Here is a 19,759-nt window from a genome sequence, read left to right as displayed (position 1 = left end):
CCATCACTCAATATGCCTGCTGCACCTACCCAGCCCTCCAAGCATTACGAAAACTTTCCGGTCGCCTCGCTGCTGATGCCGGCCAGGCTGCGGCCTGCGGTGAATGTCATCTATGCCTTTGCCCGCAGCGCCGACGATATCGCGGATGAAGGCGATGCCAGCCCTGAAGAAAGACTGCGCCAGTTGGCCGTCTATGAAGCCGAACTTGATTGCATAGAGAAAAATAGTAGCAGCGAATCACAACTATTCAAGGCGCTGGCCGCGGTGATACACAAATATGACCTGCCACTGCAATGTTTTCGTGACTTGCTGTCAGCCTTTAAACAGGATGTGGTCACGACCCGGTATGCCGATTTTCCCAGCCTGCTGGATTATTGTGCACGCTCGGCCAACCCGGTGGGCACACTGATGCTGCATCTGTATGGCGAAGCCAGTGCAGACAATTTGCGTGATTCGGATGCCATTTGCAGTGCCCTGCAAATTATCAATTTTTGGCAAGATGTAGCCGTGGACTGGCAAAAACAGCGCATCTACCTGCCGCAGGATGATCTCAGCCGCTTTGGCATTGCCGAGCAACAGATTGCCAACGGCGTGCTGAATGAAGACTGGCGCAATCTCATGCGCTTCCAGATTGCCCGCGCAAGTAACCTGATGCTGTCCGGCAGTGGCCTGGCGAAACGATTACCAGGCAGGCTGGGCTGGGAATTACGACTGGTGGTACAGGGTGGTTTGCGCATACTGGAAAAAATCGAGCAAGTACAAGCCGATGTATTTTATCAGCGCCCCAAACTGGGCAAAACAGACTGGATAAGACTGGTATGGCGCGCCTGTCACATGTAAAACATAGGTAGGGCACATGCAAGGCACATGCGGAACACATGTAGGACGTCAGTTGACTTGCACCTGCATCTGGACAGTTTTTTCTTGCCGATGTAAACAAACGCAACGATTGGTAACAAATCAATCCGAATTTATACGGATAGACATAGTAGTTATTACAGAATGAACTTAAAATAATCTGCATGCACTAAGCTTGATATGAAATGACAGGGAATTGTTTGTCACGATCATTCTCATGCATGCATTACCGCCCTGGGCGCTGCATCATCCTCTTCCCTCCTACCAAAAACCGGAGCCAGTTTTGCTAACTTATATAACCCGCAGTGCGCTGCTGCTTTGCCTGCTTTCCTTGAACGGCTGCACTGTCCTTGCGATTGCTGATGCGGCAGTATCCACTACGGTCAAAGTTGGCAGCGCAGTGGTGGGCACGGCAGTGGATGTGACACGTGCCGGCGTCAGGGCAATTACCCCAGGGACCAGCAACAAGGCGGATGACGATGGCAACAATACTGATACCGACAGCAATATAGATAGTAATGAGCGTAGCGACAAAGATGATGCCGGCAGCCGCCATCGCAACCCGTAGCCATAAGTTCACCGAGTAAACATATTGTTCACCACCAAAGCCATCATGCCGACAGAGACACAAATTGAGCAACACCGTGTAGTCCAGGCTGCCGCCAAGGCGGTACTGGAACGTCTGGCAGGCATCATTACCGCCAAAGATACCGAACAAAGCATTGCCGACAAGGCCTATGCCATGCTGTGTGAATGCGGCTATGCCGACACCTGGTACCACCAGTGCCCGGCCCTGGTTTTGCTGGGGTCCCGCAGTTGTGTCTCGATTTCTGGCCGCGATTATCAACCCGGCACCGAGCAGGTTGGCAGCGCCAACCTGATCACGGTTGATCTTAGCCCCACCAATGAACAATACTGGGGCGATTGCGCGCGCTCTTTTCCGGTAGAAAACGGCATGGTCACCCATGCGCCGCAAATGCTGGAATTTCGCAATGGCCTCAGCTTCCTGAAGCACCTGCATGCACAAATGCCGGAAATGGTGACCCCGAAAACCACCTTCGGTCAGTTATTCGACTGGGCCAACCTGCGCATACGCCAAAACGGTTTTGTGAATCTGGATTATCGCAATAATGTCGGTCACAGCATCGTCATCAACAAGGACGACCGTGAATTCATACACTCAGACAACAAGATAGAGCTGGGTGAAGTCCCATTTTTCAGCTTTGAACCCTTCATACGCCTGAAAGGTGGCAAATGGGGCTTTAAGCATGAAGGCATTTTTTACTTCAACGCCCAGGGTCGCCTGGAAGAACTGTAAGCGCGCCCATCTTTTACCGCAGCTTTTGAATACACCATAAAAAAATACAGCCATGCATACGCGTGGCTGTATTTCGTTTACTTCTACACTTCATTTGCCTGCACAAGTGCAGGCAAATGCCGCATCAGCTCTTGGTGCAAGTCACCGTGATGTTGGCGGCAGCAGTAGGATTATTGAAATCAATGATACCCGTACCATTGGCTACCTTACAGGTCTGGCCGCTAGGCTGGGTATCCACTGCGGTGACATAAGACACGCCATTGAGCAGACTCCAGTTGAAGCCATAGGTACCATCCAGTGTCACCGAGAACTTGTCGGCGTAGGCATTGGCGGTATTGACCATGGTCAGTATGGTGCCAGCTGTCAGGCCTGTCACCGTGAACTTGACTGGCACCGCAGGCACACAGGTCACAACAGATGTCAGTGCCGCTGCCGTATTCAGAATGTTGGCCGTGCCGGTGCCATTGACAACGGTACAGTATTGCGCTGCTGGGGGAATACCCACGGCAATCGCATACGCATCACCGTTGACCACATAATTACCGAACAGGAAAGTACCATTTGTCGACACGGTGGCCGTCAAGCCGGAATTATTATTCACCAGTACCAGCGAAGTGCTGTCTGCCAGGCCGGCCAGGGTACCGCCGATAGGCACATTCGGGACACAAGTAACAATAATATTCTTGACCGCAGCTTCACCGGTCATTTTGCCTGTACCGTTTACCACGGTACAGTTGACTGTATTTGGTTGTGACAGGATAGTGATCGCATAGCTGCCGTTACTGGCAACATTGAATGAGAAGCTACCATCTGCTGTCAGAGTCTGGGTGTAGCCGGCTTCATTTCGCAACTTAAGGGTATCACCCGAGGTGAGTCCCGTTACAGTACCACCCACCGTGGTGTATACAAAGCCACCGCAACCAGCGAGGACAAGTGCCAGGCAAGCTATAATTCCTAAAAGTTTCGATTTATTCAAGATATTCGTCCGGATTGATAGAATTTTTCCAAAAGCAGCGCCCCGGTATGACGGAGCGCACTATAATGCGCCCACTATTATACGAGCTAGCGTTGCCAAAGGAGACAATTCTTCATTGTGATTACATTCTGTTACGGCGCATAGTACCATTAAACCAATGTTTCACTCTGCCAGACACAGGTAAATTGGAGTAAATTCGCATCACAATAAATAAAGACTTTCGCAAGGCATCTGTATTTGTGCGCTTTGCCGCAGTTTGCTAGCATTACCTCTTTTTGGCCATATTTTTTAAGCTTAGCGGCCTCCCTTTAACCAGATTTTCCCTGAACAATTCAGACTATCCCAGACTATCCAGCATGTCTCCAGACGAATATTGCCAGCAAAAAGCTGCACAAAGTGGTTCCAGCTTTTATTACAGCTTCCTGTTTTTGCCAGTTGCAAGGCGCCGTGCCATTACTGCGCTATACGCCTTTTGCCGCGAGGTCGATGATGTGGTGGACGAGAGCACGGATGACATGGTAGCGCGCAGCAAGCTGGGCTGGTGGCGCAAAGAAATCCAGGCCATGCTGGCGCAACAACCCACCCATCCGGTAACCAAGGCATTGTTGCCGCATATGGCAACGTACCAGCTGGATGGCACGCATCTGCAAGCCATCATCGATGGCATGGAAATGGATTTGAACCAGACCCGCTATCTGGATTTTGCCGCCTTGCAAAAATACTGCTGGCATGTCGCTGGCGTGGTCGGTATCTTATCTGCCAGTATTTTTGGCATTCAACATCCTCAAACCCGTGAATTTGCTGAAAAACTGGGCCTGGCTTTCCAGATGACCAATATCATCCGCGATGTGGGCGAAGATGCGCGCAAAGGCAGGATCTATCTGCCAGTGAATGAATTGCAGCAGTTCTCTGTCACGGCTGCGGATATCTTGAATGCACGCCATAGCACCCAGTTTGAAAGCCTGATGCAATTCCAGTACGAACGTGCGCAACGCCTATATGACGAAGCCTTTGCCCTGCTGCCGCCAGAAGACCGCAAGGCGCAAAGAACCGGCCTGATCATGGCAGCGATTTATCGTGCCCTGCTGGTCGAGATACAGCGCGATGGCTTCCATGTGCTGAACCAGCGCATTTCACTGACACCCATACGCAAGCTGTGGCTGGCCTGGAAGACCTACATCCGTGGCTAAGCTGAGCAGGACGCCAGCCACGTCAGTCGCCATCATCGGTGCTGGCTGGGCCGGTTGCGCCGCGGCGCTTGAACTGGCGCAAGCGGGCATGCAGGTCACCCTGATCGACAGCGGTCGCCATCCCGGTGGCCGCGCGCGTGGTGTGAACCTGCATGGTCATCAGCTCGACAATGGCCAGCATATCTTGCTGGGTGCCTATAGTGAAAGCCTGCGCCTGATGCGCAAGGCTGGCGTGGACCTGGATCAGGCGCTGCTGAAATTGCCGCTGCAAATGGTCTACCCGCAGCTTGAAGATGGCATGTGTTTCATTGCCCCCAGGCTGCCAGCGCCCTTGCATATGCTGGTGGCGCTATGGAAAACCACAGGCCTGAGTTTTGCCGATAAACAGGCACTGGCCCGTTTTTCCACGACAGCGCGCTGGATGAACTGGCGCTTGCATGAAGATTGCAGTGTCAGTGAATTGCTGCAACGTTTCGACCAGACCGAGCGTCTGTGCCGCCTGATGTGGAACCCACTCTGCATCGCCGCCCTGAACACCCCGCCTGAACGCGCCTCGGCCCAGGTATTTATGAATGTGCTGCGCGACAGCCTGGGTGCAAGCCGCGCCGCATCTGACATGCTGTTGCCACGGCTTGACCTGTCTGCATTGTTCCCCGAAAAAGCAGCTGCCCTGGTGACTAAACATGGCGGCCAGGTGATCATGGGACACGCTGTCCAGGCCCTGCACCAGAATGCAGAAGCTAAATGGCAACTGGATATCAAACACAGTGAAACAACCGCCGTCGATCTGCCGGTATTCGACACCGTCATCCTGGCCAGCGATTTCGCCAATGCCGAACGGCTGATGCAAACCTTACCCGGCCACGCCAGCGCCATGCCGGCCTTCAGCTACGAAGCCATCACCACCTGTTATCTGCAATATGAACAGACCCTGCGTTTGCCACGCCCTATGCTGGCCTTGCTGGATGACGCGGCACAAAGTAAATGGGGGCAATATGTATTTGACCGCGGCCAACTGCACGACGCTCAGGCAGGTTTACTGGCCGTGGTGGTAAGCGCATCTGAACAGGCATGTGCCCTGGATCAGCAGCAACTGGCGCAAGACATCGCGGCGCAACTGGCCACTAGCCTGGGCATGCACACCTTGCTGCAACCGCTATGGCATAAATGCATTTCAGAAAAACGTGCGACCTTCAGTTGCACACCCGGGCTGACAAGGCCAGACAACCAGACATCCAGCCCCGGTCTGTTTCTGGCCGGTGATTACACCAAGGGTGATTATCCGGCGACGCTGGAAGGCGCTGTCCGCAGCGGTGTTGCAGCCAGCAAGGCGGTGCTGGCATTTTTGAAATCCAAATAGCGCAACCTGGGTCAACCTGGCTAAACTCAGGTCAACTCAGCTCGCATCATCAACCTCGCGTATCTTGGTCAAAGCTTCTTCGATACGGTCCACGCCAATAATCGTCAAACCCTCGATCTTCTGTTTGGGCGCATTGGACTTGGGTATCATGGCGATAGAAAACCCCAGTTTGGCCGCTTCACGCAAACGCTCTTGCCCGCGTGGTGCTGGCCGTATCTCACCAGCCAGGCCAACCTCACCAAACACCACCAGCCCGCGCGGCAAGGGTTTGTTGCGCATGGATGAATTAATCGCCAGCAGCACTGCCAGGTCGGCAGCAGGCTCGGCAATCTTGACGCCGCCCACGGCATTGATGAATACATCCTGATCAAACGCCGCCACGCCTGCATGCCGGTGCAACACCGCCAGCAACATGGCCAGACGGTTTTGCTCCAGCCCGACAGACAGACGACGTGCATTCGGTGCGTGCGAACTGTCAACCAGGGCCTGTATCTCAACCAGCAAAGGCCGCGTGCCTTCCTTCGTGACCATGACGCAAGACCCGGCGACCTGGGTATCATGCTGCGATAAAAACAGGGCTGAAGGATTGGATACGCCCTTCAGGCCTTTTTCTGTCATGGCAAACACGCCCAGCTCATTGACAGCACCAAAACGGTTCTTGATGGCCCGCACCAGGCGGAAGCTGGAATGGGTATCCCCTTCAAAATACAAGACCGTATCAACAATATGCTCCAGCACCCTTGGCCCCGCCAGCGCACCTTCTTTGGTGACATGGCCGACCAGTATCATGGTGATGTCCATGGTCTTGGCAACCCGGGTCAATTGCGCGGCACATTCACGCACCTGGGCGACCGAGCCGGGTGCCGAACTCAGCGCATCTGAATACATGGTTTGTATGGAATCAATCACCACCACCTGTGGCTTGTGTTCTGCCAGGGTATTCAGGATTTTTTCAAGTTGTATCTCGGCCTGCAATTGCAGATCCTTGGCATCCAGCACCAGACGTTTGGCGCGCAGCGCAATTTGTGCACCGGATTCTTCGCCGCTGACATACAGCACTTTTTTTATGCGCGCCATATTTGCCAGTGCCTGCAACAACAGTGTTGATTTACCGATGCCAGGGTCGCCACCTATCAACACCACGCCACCCGGTACCAGACCGCCACCCAGCACGCGGTCAAATTCATCAATACCAGTGCCAAAACGCGGTACATCGATGGCTTCAATTTCAGCCAGGTTCAATACCGGTGCCGATTGCGCCAGCCCCTGCGGTTTAACAGAGAAGCGATTGCCGACAGACTCTACGATGGTTTCGACCAGGGTATTCCACTGCCCGCAGGCCGGACACTGGCCAGCCCATTTATTGACGACGCCACCGCACTCGGTGCAGGTGTAATTGGTTTTTGCTTTTGCCATTTTGAGCGCTATAAAGTTGTTGGAATGCCATACCAGCATGACAGGTGAAACCTGCTATTGACATTTGATGCCCGTCAAACATGCCAACGCAAACACTGATATTTTAACCAGTATTCGTGATTTAGCTTGCCCTATTTCACAAATTCGCCGCAATTTTCATGGTATAAAGCATGCCAGTGACATTTTGTAGCAGGTAAATATCAAGCATGAATAAAGCATGAAAAGCGGTTTTTACACCATCATGGCGGCGCAGTTTTTTTCATCACTGGCCGACAATGCCTTACTGATAGCCGCAATGGCACTGCTGGCGTCCATGCACTCTCCGAGTTGGATGCCGCCGCTGTTGAAGTTATTCTTTGTCCTGTCTTACGTTTTGCTGGCCGCTTTTGTTGGTGCCTTTGCAGATTCCCTGCCCAAGGGCAAGGTCATGCTGATGACCAATATGATCAAGGTCGGTGGCTGCGCACTGATGTTCTTCAATGTCCATCCTTTACTCGCGTATGCGGTAGTGGGCTTTGGTGCTGCTGCCTATTCACCCGCCAAATACGGCATCCTGACAGAATTGCTGCCGCCAGAAAAACTGGTCGCTGCGAATGGCTGGATAGAAGGCCTGACGGTATCATCCATCATCCTGGGTACAGTATTGGGCGGTGCGCTGGTGAACCCGCAGATATCCAGTACCTTGCTGCACTTTGATTTCCCCATCCTTGATTTCAACATCACGACACCGTCTGAAGCAGCCTTGTGCGTCATCACCGCCTGCTATGGACTGGCGGCCCTGTTCAATATGCGCATCCCGGACACTGGTGCCCGCTACGAACACCAGCAACGTAACCCCATCAGACTGATCGTCGACTTTGCCGGCTGCTTCACGATCTTGTGGAAAGACAAGTTAGGCCAGATTTCACTGTCAGTGACCACCCTGTTCTGGGGTGCCGGCGCAACGCTGCAATTCATCGTTTTGAAATGGGCAGAAAGATCTCTGAACATGCAACTCGACAGGGCGGCCGTCCTGCAAGGTGTGGTGGCGGTCGGCATTGCCCTCGGTGCAGTGGCAGCAGCGCGTTTTGTGCCATTGAAAAAATCATTGAGCGTCATGCCGCTGGGCATCACCATGGGCCTGGTCGTGACCACCATGGTGTTCGTGCATGATGTCTGGATTGCCTACCCCCTACTGATACTGGTAGGTGCGCTGGCGGGTTATTTTGTGGTCCCCATGAATGCGCTGCTGCAACATCGCGGCCACGTGCTGATGAGCGCTGGACATTCCATCGCCGTGCAAAACTTCAATGAAAACCTGTCGGTGCTGACCATGCTGGCGCTGTATGCGCTGATGGTATCGCTGAACCTGGATATTCTGGTAGTGATCGTGCTGTTTGGCATGTTCGTTGCCAGCACCATGTATCTGGTGATGCGCAAGCATGCCGCCAATCAGCGCGAATTTGATTCGCTGGCACTGATTGGTGAACACAAACACTGAGCACAAGCACTGAAGCATCAACTCCGGCATACCGACGCGCCTGCATGGCGCGTCATCCTCCAGGTCGTTTGATCTCTGCAGCACGCATAAACCAGTTAGCAGGCACGACCATGCCGCGCCGGTATTCCTGCATCTGCCCCTGGTTTTCCTGCATCAGTGCCAGCATGACCGGGGTTTCAGTCACACCAAAACTGGCTTCGACAGCGGCCATTACCTGAGCTTTGTCTTGCGTCGCACCTGGCAACACTTGCGCCGGTGCCAGCCAATCCAGCCTGTCGAGTACCAACGCCTGATCAAATTCCAGCGACTGCAATTCTTCCTGCGTCCAGATCAAGCCACGGCAATGCTTGACATTCAAACCTGGCAAACCAGCTTGTTGATGCGGCAAATCCTGCTCGCGATAAAACAGCCAACCCAGCACCAGCGCCTGTGCAGTGCTCACCACCTGCGGTAACAAAGGTTGCGCCAGGGGATGGCGTGACAATTGCAATTGCTGGTCAATAATCTTGCGGATTTTTGCGCCCAGGCTATCCGCCAGATTGGGCCCCAGAAAATCATGCAGGACAGCCAACTTGCCCGCTGCCACTGCAGCATCAGTCCTATGAAACAGATAAAACTTGGTCGCCAGTTCCAGATGCAGCAAGCTGCCATCCCTCTGTAACAAGAAATCAAACTCACCTATGGTATTGCTACCCTTGTTATGCACCTGCAAGCCATGCGCATGCAGCAAACCGTGCGCTTGCAGATAAAATTCGAACAGGGTTTCGGCATACAGGCCCAGGCGGCGATGTGAATGCCGACCCAGCAATGTCAGCAAGGCGGCCGGATCATGATCCAGTGCTTGCAGCCATTGCCGGCATTGCTGGGCCGCCGCATCGGTCACTGGGGGCTGGGCGATAGCCGCATGCCATAAGGGTGATTGCGCATCCAGCAAGCCCGGCGCAGTCAGCATCCAGGCCAGCGCACGCACATGGGGGGTGTGCAGATGTTGCCATTGTTGATGGAAACCAGCCTGGTAGCTATCCATGCGCATCAGGTAATCAGCGAATCAGGCAGCAGGCATGGCTTGCATGGCCATGCACAAATCCACCCATGTCTTACTTTTATCTGCCGGCTTGCGCAGCAGGTAAGCCGGGTGGTAGGTCACCACCAGCGGGATATTATTGAAGTGATGCAGCTTGCCTCTGAGTTGCCCCACTGGCGTTTCCAGATTCATGCCCAGCAGTGATACCGCCGCCGTCTTGCCCAGGGCGACAATCACTTGCGGCTGTATCAGCGCAATCTGTCTGTGTAGATATGGCAGGCAAGCAGCTATCTCGTCGGCGGTAGGTGGCCTGTCCTTGCCGTTTTCATCAGTAGGACGGCATTTGACGATATTCGCAATATACGTCTGGTCGCCACGCGCCAGCCCCAGGGCTTTCAGCATATTGTCGAGCAACTGCCCGGCAGCCCCAACAAAAGGCAGGCCTTGCAGGTTTTCATTATAGCCAGGGCCTTCGCCCACAAACAGCCACGTGGCACGCCTATCGCCAGTACCAAACACCGATTTCGACCTGCCCTTGCACAAACCGCAAGCGCGGCAGCTTTCAACCACGGGCTGCAATACTTCCCAGGACATGGCGGCTACCAACGATGTGTCTGTGTCCGCATCTGCTTCCGCTACTGTTTCTGTTACTGGTCTTGCTTCTGCCTGCGCCGCGTGCTGCTGTGGTATTACTTCTTCTGGCGGCATTACCTGTGGGCGTGATGATTGTGCCGCGAGTTCTGGTGTAAGGCTTGGCGGTGATTTAAGCTCGCCTGCCTCAACCGGCACGCGCGCCACAACCGGGTCTGGTACCTCTGCTGGTGTGCTGGCATGGTGTCGCAACTGCCAAACTGGGCCTATGCCCAGTTCCTGCAACAGGTTATTACGATGTTGATCATGTTGATCAAATGCAGACATCAGCAAGCCCTCCGCATGACGATGGCATCTTCGCGTTGTTCATTATGCGCAGGGTAATAGCCCTTGCGCACGCCAATGGCAGCAAAACCCGCGCTTTCATACACAGAGATAGCACGCGCATTGCTGCGCCGGACTTCCAGTAAGATGGATACATAGTGGAGTTCATTCGCATAATCGAACAATTTATCGAGTAATAACCTACCCTTGCCCTGCCCCTGATGCGGCAAGTCCACAGCAAAATTCAAAAGATGCAATTCATCCAGAATCGGCATCACCACAAAATAGGCAAACAATTCCTGCTCTGCATCGCGGAGGCCATAAGCCTCATAGCCACTCAACAGCGAATCGGTAAAATTACCCCGCGTCCATGGATGGGTGTACACCTGTTCTTCTATCGTCAGTATTCTGTCTATGTCGGCATAGCCGAGTTTGCACAAAGCTGGCAATGCGGCCAGGGCAGGTAAGCTGGATAAGGTGGGCGTTAAATTCATCACTCTTAACAATCTTTCAAACCAGTGCTTTGGCCTGCTCCCGCTCGGCCGTGGTCAGTGCAATCTTGTTTCGCAAATACAGGGGTTGTGCCTGCTCTGGTGACAATTGCAAGCCTGCCTGCAGCGCAATATGGCCCAGCGTTGCCACTTGCGCCGCATGTGGCATGCACAACTGGCTTTCTGCAGCGACCGCAATCGCTTCCGGCAAAACAATGCCATGGCCCAGCACATACGTGGGTGCGGCAAAACTGACCAGCGGAAACACATCATCAAGACGTGCCAGCGCTGGTGCCGACACCACTTCCCAGGCATGACCGATATAGCGATACTGCGCCCAATAAACTTCATTCATGCGGGCATCCAGTATGCAAACAAATTCGGCCAGGGGTTTTTCACCTCGGGCAGCTTCTGCCATTGCCTGCAGGCTCACCACCGGCAACACCGGCAGACCAGCACCATACGCCAGGCCCTGCACAATGCCACATGCCGTGCGGATGCCGGTGAACGCGCCCGGCCCGCAACCAAAGGCAATGGCAGCACAATCCTGCAAGGCAACGCCTGCTTCTTTCAATAGCGCCTGGATGGCCGGCAAAATACCCTGGGAATGCGTCTGCACACCTGAAAGCTCACGCAGATACAAGCGCCCATCAACCAGCACGGCTGCCGTCGCCAGTTCAGTAGAAGTTTCAATTGCTAATAAAATAGTCATGCCCGTATTTTACCGTGTTCCATTCAACTCAAGGCTGGCTTTTGCCAGTCGCACCCGGTCGCCCAGTTCGGTTAAAATTGTCATATGAAAGCAATCACGAATACCGAACACATCCCTTCCATCAAGGCTGAACTGGCCAACAAGGACTGGCTCATCGCCTGCCTGTGCGCTGCCTGGTGTGACACCTGCAATACCTATCGCACGGCGTTCGACAGTCTGGCGCAGCAGCATGCCGACAAATGCTTCGCCTGGATAGACATCGAAGACCAGGCCCATCTGGTGGATGAAGTGGATATTCAGGACTTTCCCACCATCCTGATTCAATACCGCGACCAGGTCATCTTCCTCGGCACCGTACTGCCAGATCAAATGCAATTGCAAAGATTGCTTGCATCCATGACAGAACACACACCAGGTGCCGACATCAAACGCAGCACCCTGAACCAGGACGCCCCGCAAGGCTGGAATATACGGCAACTGATTCTGGCCACCTGACAAAGCAGCAGCCGTCGCAACCTACGCGTCAGCAACACCCCAGATACCAGCCCAGAATTTACATCCAGAACATATTCCAACGCCCCAAAGACAAAAGGGACTAGATTTTCATCTAGTCCCTTTAAATCTGGTGCGGCTGGCAGGAATCGAACCCACGACCCCTTGGTTCGTAGCCAAGTACTCTATCCAGCTGAGCTACAGCCGCGAAAAACGAGAGTATAGCACGGGTAATCTGGAAATAAAAAGCCCCTTGAGGGAAATATTTTGGGGTTTTATGGGGTTGACGGGCAAAAACCCAGCACAATTCATCGGCGACTCGCCAAAAAATTGCTTTTCATTTGTCTTTTTCTGCCCATCCTGATTCAACTGACACTTGTTCAAAATGACAAGTCATGATGAACAATCCATGTGATTCAAGGCCATTTGCAATTATCCGCCCAAGAGCAGTCTATCAATAAACATCGCTATTTGAACTTAAGCAAAACCACCCCAACTGCGTTGCCGCTCCTTTCCCAGGAGCCGCGTACTAAAGTATCGTCTTCATTGCTGCCGACGCAAGGAACCTACCCTGCAAGGTTGGGATTCTTAAAGCAATAGCCTTGCTAACACAATCTTGCGTAAGTCCTGGCTATAATATATTCAGCCAGTCTGAATTTAGATTCTCTACTTTTCAATATTCAGCATGTCCAGTTCACTTCACCTAAATTAGAAAAATGAAACCCCTCGACGTAGATGCAGATGCAGATTACATTAATTGGCCATCCAAATGCTGCCGTTGCGGCAGCAAAAATTTCAACATGGAAGTGCACACAGAAAAAGTCGTGCTATGGACGGTCTTAAGTGTCACAAAATACCGGTATATTTCAGTCGAAATACCCGTTTGCGGGAGTTGCTCTTCAGCACATTTTAAATGGTATGGGGCGGCAATAGCATGTGCCGCGATTGGTTGGTCCGGCTTGCAAGTTTTCCATAAATCAGACAAATTTATTCTGTTCTGGTGGGTTCTTGCGATCATATTAGCGATCATAGGCACTCGTAAAAAACCCCTCAAGATATTGGGTTTCAACGAAGACAATAACACGATACGCCTGCAGATATACAATCATGCCTTTGCGAGCGAGATGCGTAAAAAGAATCAATAAGCATCAACGCAGTGCAAAGCTGCATCGCATATTTTTATTCATTTCGAAGGTTGCGATATAAATGAGCAAATCCCTTACCATTGTCAGTCGTCAACGTATGCATTAATCCAGAAAGCGTGCCAGATGATTCTCTGGCAGCCAATCATCCACCAATGGGGGAAATGAATAAGTTGTTTGTCGATCCACTGATATAAAATGACTCATCTCGCAACAACTTTGGCGCGCCAGCCGCCCAACCTTACAGGGACCAAAGCGAACACAGCCCGCGCGATGTTGGGTACAATCGTCGGCAGACGAGCACAAGCAGTCATCGCGAACCTGAATGTTACAGCAGACGGCCTTTTGACCGCATTGAACTTGTAGGTTAGACGTTAGGTATGACGAAAATTTACTTCTTGCCGAAAGATCAGATCCAACCGCTCGTATCTGGCTATGGCGCAGGCCTAGCAAGCGACATGATCACTGTCGATGGCCTGCCGGTATGTTTCATGTATCGAGAAGGCCCCAGACACGAACACGATAGCGGATGGTGCTTCATGTCAGGGCAAGAAACTGATGAGTACGCGAACGACCCCGCAAATCTCGCGTATTACAATATGAATACGATCGCCAATTATGATCGTTCCATTATTCCATTACTAGACGCCCCGATCGGCTCGGCATTTGAACGAAATTCCGGCGATGAGGAATTTGTAGAAATTTTAGACTGGAATTCTACCGAAGACTGAGCCTATTCGGCGCGGCCCCCGCCCTGCCCTTCACTCCATCGAATGCCTTCGGTGCCACTGAGTTCAAGACGCCCGACCTAACTCTGAGCGACCACAACGGGGTGTAACCGGCCTGTCGTGACAGTAGCGCTGGTCAAACAAGGTGCGAGCCTGGCACCCTCCCGGCATGTTGCGCCGATACAAGCAGCATCAACCCACACGGGAAAATCCTACATACGCCCTGCACGAGTGCAGAATCAATCGAAAAACATTTGTGCATTTCAATTCGCCTGCAAGTCGATAAAAAAGCAAAAACAACTTTTGCATTCCCCACATCAACACTCTATTTGAACACCTTTTAACCGCAATCGTAGTCCGATTAACTCAACAAAAAACCAATTCCCCAAAGACAAAAGGGACTAGATTTTCATCTAGTCCCTTTAAATCTGGTGCGGCTGGCAGGAATCGAACCCACGACCCCTTGGTTCGTAGCCAAGTACTCTATCCAGCTGAGCTACAGCCGCGAAAGACCAAGATTATAGCATAGGCATTTTCAATTGATAAGCCCCTGCTGCCATTTTTTAGATTTCCACCTGTGAACCTACCTCAATGACGCGGTTGCTGGGGATCTGGTAATAGTCGGCAGCATCGCGGGCGATACGGGACATGGCGACGAAAACGCTTTCGCGCCACATGGCCATGCCGCTGCCTGGGCTAGAAATAATAGTCTGGCGCGAGATGAAATACGATGTTTCCAAGGATTCAAATGTCAGGCCATATTGCTCGCACAGCGCGAGTGCCGCAGGGATATCGGGTTCATTCTTGAAGCCATAGAACACATCGATCTGGAAGCAGGCATTGCCAAGATCGGTCACCTTGACGCGTTGAGCATCCTGCACCCTGGGGATTTCCTTGTTGTGCAAAGTCAGGAAGATGACGCGCTCATGCAAGATCTTGTTGTGCGACAGGTTATGCAAAAGGGCATGCGGCACGCCGTCTGCTTCACCGCGCAGGAATACGGCAGTGCCAGCAACCCGCACTGGTGGCGAAACAAACAGGGATTCCAGGAAATCTTCCAGCGGAATGGCGTGTTTTTTAAGGTTGTCAAACACCAGCTCACGTCCACGTTTCCAGGTCATCATCAGGGTGAACATGACGATACCAAGCACGACCGGGAACCAGCCGCCATGGAAGAATTTCAGCGCATTGGCAGAGAACAGCGAAACGTCAATAAACAGGAAGAAACCGGTCGCTGCAAAACACAGGAAGGGGTTGTATTTCCAGCCATAGCGAATCACGAAGAAGGTCAGCAAGGATGTCACCAGCATCGTGCCCGTCACCGCAATACCGTAGGCAGAAGCGAGGCTGGATGAAGAGCCAAAACCAACTACTGCGGCAACCACCACGACCAGTTGCAGCCAGTTCACTGCAGGGATATAAATCTGCCCGATTTCATTGGAGGAGGTATGCACGATTTCCATCCTTGGCATGATGCCCAGAGAAATGGCTTGTTTGGTCATGGAGAAGGTGCCGGAGATAGTCGCCTGCGATGCAATGACCGTTGCCACCGTAGACAAAATCACCAGCGGATAAACACTCCACGCACCCAATTGCTGATAGAAAGGATTGCCCACGGCAGCCGGATTATCCAGCAACAGAGCGCCCTGTCCCAGATAATTCAAGGCCAGCGACGGGAAAACGATCATGAACCAGGCTGAACGGATAGGCTTGCTACCAAAGTGGCCCATGTCTGCATACAAGGCTTCGGCACCAGTAAATGCCAGTACCACGGCACCCAGGGCCAGGAAAGCCAGCATTTTATGTTCTGTCAAAAAAGCGAACGCATGCCCAGGATTCAGTGCCCATAAAATGCCTGGCATTTTAAGGATATTATAAGCACCCATGGCTGCCAGTACCAAAAACCAGATGACCATGATGGGGCCGAACCATTTACCGATGCCGGCCGTGCCTTTGTATTGCACTGAATACAAAAACAACAGTACCACCAGGGTAATCGGCACCACATACGGTGTAAACGCAGGCGTGGCCACTTCCAGCCCTTCAATCGCTGACAATACTGAAATGGCTGGGGTAATGACGCCGTCACCATAAAACAACGCGGCCCCAAACAAACCCAGGACCAGTAATGTGAAATGCCATTTGGAAGATTTGCCGACCGATTCCAGCGCCAGCGCAGTCAGGGCCATGATACCGCCCTCACCCCGGTTATCTGCGCGCAAGATCAGGGTGACGTACTTGATAGCGACGATAATCAGTAGCCCCCACAATATCAGCGAAACAACGCCGAAAATATTCGCTTCATTGAGTGGCAGGCCATGTTCTTTTGAAAACACCTCTTTCATCGTGTAAAGAGGACTTGTTCCTATATCGCCATATACGATGCCGACAGCAGCCAGGGTTAAGCCTGCGATGCTGCTTTTTGTGTGTTGATTAGCCAATTGTGTACCTTGTTATTATTGGTGCATTGCACAATAGGTGATTCCGTAACTATTTTCAAGTAAGTGCAACAAAAAAACGGTGCTTGACAAGTATTAAATTCGGGAGTTCTTTTTACAAAAAATTTACGCGGATCAATATTTATTTAACACTGTTTCTCTATCAATTGAGCAGCCATGCCCTATTGCTGATCAAACTGTCAGCGGTAAATCCAGGAAGAAACTGGTACCTGCGCCCATGCTGCTTTTGACGCTTAATTGGCCGTGCAATATCGAAGTTGCAATGTTATAGCAAATATTCAAGCCCAAGCCACTGCCCCCCTGTCCCAGTTTAGTCGTAAAAAAGGGATCAAAAATACGTTTTTGATTTTCTTCAGGTATGCCTGCGCCATCGTCCGAAAAGCCGATCAAAACACGCTGGTCATCTATCAGCGATACGTCAATGCGCATGTGGCCAGATTCGGCTTGATCAAAAGCATGCAGGATGGAGTTTTCTACCAGGTTGCTGATCACCTGCCCCAGCGACCCTGGGTAGCTGTCCATGTGGATGTTATAGGGCACGTTCAGTTCTATCGTATGGCCAGTCTGGGTAATGCGAATGTTCAGGGTGGCGATAATGTCGTGCAAGACCTGGCGCAAATCAAAGCTGCGTCTTTGCTCTGACGTGCGGTCCACTGCCACCTGTTTGAAGCTGCTGACCAGGGTGGCGGCGCTGCTTAAGCCGCGCATCAATATCTCGGATGAAGTTTTGACTTCTTCGCAAAAATTATTCAGGTCAGAACGGCGCAAGGTCTGGCCTTGCAGCTTGCTGTGCAAGACTTTGCTGCCATCCTGCAGGGTGCTGGCGACCAGCAGGCAATTGCCTATCGGTGTATTCAGTTCATGCGCAACACCGGCCACCAGTGAGCCCAGTGCGGCCAGTTTTTCCTGTGCCAGCAAATGTTCCTGGGTTTGTTTCAGGCGCAGATAAGCATCGGCATTACCGAGGGCGATCGCACCATAGGCACACAGGGAACGGAAAATCATTTTCTCGCGCGCGCCATACACAAACTGCCGGGAAGATTGTATGGTCATGGCACCCAGCACCCGTTCGCCGATAATCAGTGGTGCAAACAGCATGCTGTGTACTTTTTCTGTACCGGGTATCAGGCCCGGTAAATCGTCTTCGCCAGCCAGGTCTATGGAAATCTCGCTTCTTTCTCTCACGCAGCGCACCGAATTCGAGACCATGCTGTGCATGTACACGGTATCCGGCTCTATCGGCTCGCCGTTTTCCACACCAAAGGCGGACGTCATGCTTTGCTGGTCATCGTTCATGAGATAGATGACAAAGGCGGTGACGTGCAGCAAATCGTGGACGTGACGGTTGAGTGCATCGAAGACAGCCGCAGCATCCAGGCTGCCAGTAATTTCCTGCCCTATCGCACCCAGTTTTTCCAGCACTGCACTGGTCTGTTGCAAGACTTCGGCACGCTCTGCTTCGGCTGCAGCCAATTGGCGCAGGTGTTCGCTTTCTGCCTTCATCAGTTCAGTCTGCTGATTCAGCTGCATGGCATTGACGCGATTCGCTGCTTCCTGCTTATGAATTTTTTCACGCGCAGCAATGGCTTCGCGGCTATATTCATAGGCTTCTTTAAAACTGCCGACAGCAGCATAGGCATTTGCCAGTTCCTGATACAGTTCGCCCGGCACGGTAAAGCCGCCAATATGGCTGGCAATATCCATGGCCATGCCAAGATAATACAGCGGTGCGCTGGCCGCCTGCATGTCGGCCGGGGGTGGCAAAAAATGCCGTGCGTGCAAGGCCGCCAGCACCCGCAAGACTTCAACATGGCGATAGCTGTCCCTGCTGTGACGCACCAGTTCCAGCGCATCCAGCGCGGCCAGTTGCGCCTCTTGTGCCTGCCCAAGTTGCGACAAGGCAGCGGCATAGCCACGGCGTGAACCTATACGAAAATCCAGGTGATCTTTATTGTCAGCCCAAAATATCAGTTCAGAAAAACTCTTCAGCGCGACATCGAAATCACCACGGTCCAGCGACAAATCACCCAGGTAACGCAGGGCCAGTAAATGTGAACGTGAACCGACGACGTTGTTCAGGATGGGGAAGGCGCTGTCCAGCATTTCCTTGGCAGTATCCAGGCGTCCAAGACGGCGCAGGGTTTCCGACATCTGCAGCAGGCAACTGGCGATGCTGTTGGGCCAGCCGGTTTCGCGGGCGAGATTCAGGCCTTCCTGTATCCAGCGCAAGGCCGCCTGATGGTCACGCATGATGTTGAATGCATCCCCGACATTGCTGGCAATGCTGATCATGCGTCTTTTTTGTCCGTATTGCCGGGCGACTTCAAATACCTGTATGCCACGTGCAGCCGATTGTGCGAAATCACTGCTCACGGAAGAGGTGTAAATCAGGAATTCGTTGATGTAACTGTTGATGAAAGGGTCGTCAACCGCCGTTTCGGGATTATGGTTTGCATTCCAGCGCTCGATAGCGCGTGGCAGGTTGCGTAACACCATCTGGTTCGCCAGCAACGATTCAGCCACCAGCTCACGCATGCTATCCTGGGCTTGACGGGCAAACAGGATAGCCCGTTCAACCTCGACTTCCATCACCTGCATGTCACCTTTCAGCAAACCGATACAGGCCAGCAGATAATGGGCATCTGCTGCCAGCATGCCAGTGCTGCGCGTTCTGTCATGCTCAGACAGTTGCAGGCTGGCTTCTGTCATTTGCTGCGCATTATCAAACTCACCAAACAACCAGGCGACCTCGGCCCTGACCAGCATCAGCCTGGCATGGATCAGGTCGGATTGAGGATCTTTTTTTGTTGCGGTAGCAAGCGACGACAATTCATGCTGCAACTGCTCTGCAGCATCCGCCAGCTTGAGCGCCCTGGCGGTATCGCGCTGACGAAAATGCCAGGCCAGCCTGACCATCATTCGCAATAATTCTTGTCCCTGCAAACACGGCAACTCACATTCCCATTGTTTTACTTCGTCATCAGTAACGAACATGTCCATGGGATAAACGCTGGTATCAAAAGGCTAAGGTGGTTGAAATAAGTCCTATTCCAGAAATAGTATCAGATCAATGGGGAAAAGTTCACTTTATCCCATACCAGTTCAACATCATTTAAATAATGTTACCAAAAAGCTGCTAGTCATCAGCATGACAAGCCTGTTGTAAGCTAGCCATGTTAATGTTGAGGCAAAAATCTA

At 52.4% G+C, this 19,759-nt stretch carries 17 protein-coding genes and 2 tRNA genes; 9 read left to right on the top strand and 10 right to left on the bottom strand.

Annotation, left to right across the window (positions count from 1 at the left end):
- Positions 1-12 precede the first annotated feature (12 nt).
- From hpnC to ACO0LM_RS19595, 3 genes are all read left to right on the top strand, one after another.
- Entirely contained in the window at positions 13-840 is an 828-nt protein-coding gene (hpnC, locus tag ACO0LM_RS19605; protein WP_423039111.1) for a squalene synthase HpnC, read from the top strand.
- A gap of 301 nt (positions 841-1,141) precedes the next feature.
- The gene (locus ACO0LM_RS19600) at positions 1,142-1,426 is read left to right on the top strand and encodes a hypothetical protein (RefSeq protein WP_423039109.1); all 285 of its coding nucleotides are present in this window, start codon (positions 1,142-1,144) and stop codon (positions 1,424-1,426) included.
- A gap of 24 nt (positions 1,427-1,450) precedes the next feature.
- On the top strand, positions 1,451-2,176 hold the full coding sequence (locus tag ACO0LM_RS19595; protein WP_423039107.1) for a M24 family metallopeptidase: 726 nt from the start codon (positions 1,451-1,453) through the stop codon (positions 2,174-2,176).
- A gap of 124 nt (positions 2,177-2,300) precedes the next feature.
- Here ACO0LM_RS19595 and ACO0LM_RS19590 read toward each other — a convergent pair whose 3' ends face one another.
- Positions 2,301-3,152, bottom strand: coding sequence for a hypothetical protein (locus tag ACO0LM_RS19590; protein ID WP_423039105.1), 852 nt, complete (start codon positions 3,150-3,152; stop codon positions 2,301-2,303).
- A 356-nt stretch (positions 3,153-3,508) separates the two neighbouring features.
- On the opposite strand from ACO0LM_RS19590, the gene hpnD reads away from it, so the two are divergent.
- Together hpnD and hpnE are read left to right on the top strand one after the other, a co-directional pair.
- On the top strand, positions 3,509-4,342 hold the full coding sequence (hpnD, locus tag ACO0LM_RS19585) for a presqualene diphosphate synthase HpnD (RefSeq protein ID WP_423039103.1): 834 nt from the start codon (positions 3,509-3,511) through the stop codon (positions 4,340-4,342).
- The gene (gene hpnE, locus ACO0LM_RS19580) at positions 4,335-5,702 is read left to right on the top strand and encodes a hydroxysqualene dehydroxylase HpnE (protein WP_423039101.1); all 1,368 of its coding nucleotides are present in this window, start codon (positions 4,335-4,337) and stop codon (positions 5,700-5,702) included. The genes hpnD and hpnE overlap by 8 nt, the downstream gene beginning before the upstream one ends.
- A gap of 36 nt (positions 5,703-5,738) precedes the next feature.
- Here hpnE and radA read toward each other — a convergent pair whose 3' ends face one another.
- Positions 5,739-7,118, bottom strand: coding sequence for a DNA repair protein RadA (radA, locus tag ACO0LM_RS19575; protein ID WP_423039099.1), 1,380 nt, complete (start codon positions 7,116-7,118; stop codon positions 5,739-5,741).
- Between the two features lie 217 nt (positions 7,119-7,335).
- On the opposite strand from radA, the gene lplT reads away from it, so the two are divergent.
- Positions 7,336-8,598, top strand: a complete 1,263-nt coding sequence (gene lplT / locus ACO0LM_RS19570; RefSeq protein ID WP_423039097.1) for a lysophospholipid transporter LplT — start codon at positions 7,336-7,338, stop codon at positions 8,596-8,598.
- A gap of 52 nt (positions 8,599-8,650) precedes the next feature.
- Here the strand turns inward: lplT and ACO0LM_RS19565 are convergent, their stop codons facing one another.
- The 4 genes from ACO0LM_RS19565 to tsaB are packed head-to-tail and all read right to left on the bottom strand — an operon-like array spanning position 8,651 to position 11,740.
- Positions 8,651-9,631 carry a DUF1853 family protein gene (locus ACO0LM_RS19565; RefSeq protein WP_423039095.1) on the bottom strand — a complete coding sequence of 327 codons (981 nt, stop codon included), beginning with the start codon at positions 9,629-9,631 and terminating at the stop codon, positions 8,651-8,653.
- A 15-nt stretch (positions 9,632-9,646) separates the two neighbouring features.
- Positions 9,647-10,540: a uracil-DNA glycosylase family protein gene (locus ACO0LM_RS19560; RefSeq protein WP_423039093.1), complete on the bottom strand. Its 894-nt coding sequence runs from the start codon at positions 10,538-10,540 to the stop codon at positions 9,647-9,649.
- On the bottom strand, positions 10,540-11,031 hold the full coding sequence (gene rimI, locus ACO0LM_RS19555; RefSeq protein ID WP_423039091.1) for a ribosomal protein S18-alanine N-acetyltransferase: 492 nt from the start codon (positions 11,029-11,031) through the stop codon (positions 10,540-10,542). Before rimI ends, ACO0LM_RS19560 begins: the two co-directional genes overlap by 1 nt.
- A gap of 16 nt (positions 11,032-11,047) precedes the next feature.
- Entirely contained in the window at positions 11,048-11,740 is a 693-nt protein-coding gene (tsaB, locus tag ACO0LM_RS19550; protein WP_423039089.1) for a tRNA (adenosine(37)-N6)-threonylcarbamoyltransferase complex dimerization subunit type 1 TsaB, read from the bottom strand.
- Between the two features lie 84 nt (positions 11,741-11,824).
- Between tsaB and ACO0LM_RS19545 the strand changes: the two genes are divergently transcribed.
- Positions 11,825-12,235, top strand: coding sequence for a thioredoxin family protein (locus tag ACO0LM_RS19545; RefSeq protein WP_423039087.1), 411 nt, complete (start codon positions 11,825-11,827; stop codon positions 12,233-12,235).
- A gap of 128 nt (positions 12,236-12,363) precedes the next feature.
- On the opposite strand, the gene ACO0LM_RS19540 is transcribed toward ACO0LM_RS19545, so the two are convergent.
- Positions 12,364-12,440 (bottom strand) — tRNA-Arg (locus tag ACO0LM_RS19540).
- 508 nt (positions 12,441-12,948) lie between these two features.
- On the opposite strand from ACO0LM_RS19540, the gene ACO0LM_RS19535 reads away from it, so the two are divergent.
- Together ACO0LM_RS19535 and ACO0LM_RS19530 are read left to right on the top strand one after the other, a co-directional pair.
- Entirely contained in the window at positions 12,949-13,377 is a 429-nt protein-coding gene (locus tag ACO0LM_RS19535) for a hypothetical protein (RefSeq protein ID WP_423039085.1), read from the top strand.
- Between the two features lie 377 nt (positions 13,378-13,754).
- Positions 13,755-14,105: a DUF2185 domain-containing protein gene (locus ACO0LM_RS19530; RefSeq protein WP_423039083.1), complete on the top strand. Its 351-nt coding sequence runs from the start codon at positions 13,755-13,757 to the stop codon at positions 14,103-14,105.
- Positions 14,106-14,531: 426 nt separating this feature from the next.
- Here the strand turns inward: ACO0LM_RS19530 and ACO0LM_RS19525 are convergent.
- The 3 genes from ACO0LM_RS19525 to ACO0LM_RS19515 all read right to left on the bottom strand — a co-directional run bounded on the left by ACO0LM_RS19525 (position 14,532) and on the right by ACO0LM_RS19515 (position 19,561).
- A tRNA-Arg gene (locus tag ACO0LM_RS19525) sits at positions 14,532-14,608 on the bottom strand.
- Between the two features lie 57 nt (positions 14,609-14,665).
- Complete coding sequence (locus ACO0LM_RS19520) at positions 14,666-16,543, bottom strand: potassium transporter Kup (protein ID WP_423039081.1); 1,878 nt, start codon at positions 16,541-16,543, stop codon at positions 14,666-14,668.
- A gap of 189 nt (positions 16,544-16,732) precedes the next feature.
- Complete coding sequence (locus ACO0LM_RS19515; protein WP_423039079.1) at positions 16,733-19,561, bottom strand: ATP-binding protein; 2,829 nt, start codon at positions 19,559-19,561, stop codon at positions 16,733-16,735.
- Between the last annotated feature and the right edge of the window lie 198 nt (positions 19,562-19,759).

The organism is Undibacterium sp. Di26W (assembly GCF_049340265.1).
Classification (GTDB): domain Bacteria; phylum Pseudomonadota; class Gammaproteobacteria; order Burkholderiales; family Burkholderiaceae_D; genus Undibacterium.
This window is presented reverse-complemented; position numbering and strand designations above follow the sequence as displayed.